At 41.6% G+C, this 1,067-nt stretch carries 1 protein-coding gene; it reads left to right on the top strand.

What is annotated here, in order from left to right; genetic code table 11:
- Positions 1–112: 112 nt before the first annotated feature.
- Positions 113–1,057 (top strand): IS30 family transposase, encoded by a 945-nt coding sequence (locus TY09_RS17475; protein ID WP_042437074.1) that lies wholly within the window; start codon positions 113–115, stop codon positions 1,055–1,057.
- Positions 1,058–1,067 lie beyond the last annotated feature (10 nt).

The following is a 1,067-nucleotide window of genomic DNA, read 5'->3' as shown; positions in this document are numbered from 1 at the left end:
TGATAGATTGTAAAATGAAGTGCGCCACAGACATAGGGTAAAAAAATAGCCCATACTGAAATCTTCGTGTAGAATGGAGTTGCTGAGACAACATTCAAACGGAGGCAACAATATGAGCTACCATCATTTTACCACATATGAACGCGGCAAGATAGAAGAATTATTGTCGCTAGGTTATTCGCACAGGAAAATTGGGCAAAGGCTAGGTCGACACCATTCCAGCATTGACCGTGAGATTCTCCGCAACATAACCAATATTGGCTATGACGGAGAAAGTGCACAGTCCACATACAAGACACGCCGCAAGCGCTCTAAGCCCAAAGGAAAGTGTACAGAAAGTTTAATTGCTTGCATCACCGATAAAATGTTAGCAACTTGGTCACCTGAACAAATAGCCAATACTGTAACCTTGGGAATAGTAAGTTTTAAAACCATATACAATTGGCTTTACTTAGGGATTCTTCCAGCAGCTACCTTGCAGAATCTAAGGCAAAACGGTAAGCGTAGAAGGGTTGAAAAACGTGGCAAATTTTCCATGGGAACACCAATTTGCGAACGACCAAAGGAAGTTAAAAGCAGAACAACTTTTGGGCATTGGGAGCTTGATAGTATGGTTTCCAGTCGTGGAAAAAGCAAAGGTTGTTTTGCCACCTTTGTAGAAAGGAAAAGTCGACTGTACACTGCTTTTAAAACTCCAGACAGAACAGCAGCCTCTATGCAAACAGCAATTACTACACTTTACAACATCCTGCCAAAAGGAGCATTCCAAACCGCAACTACAGACCGAGGAAAAGAGTTCGCCTGCTGTACAGCTATTCAAGAACAATTGGGCTTAACTTTGTATTTTGCTGATCCCTATTCCTCGTGGCAACGAGGTAGTAACGAAAACTCCAATGGCTTGCTGCGAGAGTTTTATCCCAAAAAAACAAATCTTTCTTTCGTTGACCAGAAAGAGCTTACCAATAATCTATTTCTCATTAATTCCAGACCTCGCAAGTGCTTGAATTGGAAATCTCCCATTCAAGTTTTTCTTCACGAACTGGCGCACTTGTCTTGACAATTCATCA

Origin of the sequence: Faecalispora jeddahensis (assembly GCF_000577335.1) — a bacterium.
Taxonomy (GTDB): domain Bacteria; phylum Bacillota; class Clostridia; order Oscillospirales; family Acutalibacteraceae; genus Faecalispora; species Faecalispora jeddahensis.
Note: the sequence above shows the minus strand (reverse complement) of the source record. Positions and strands in the feature narration are given on the sequence as shown.

What these genes read in the sequence shown, in the direction of transcription:
- TY09_RS17475 (WP_042437074.1), top strand. Translation starts at nt 113, where the DNA reads ATGAGCTACCATCATTTTACCACATATGAACGCGGCAAGATAGAAGAA.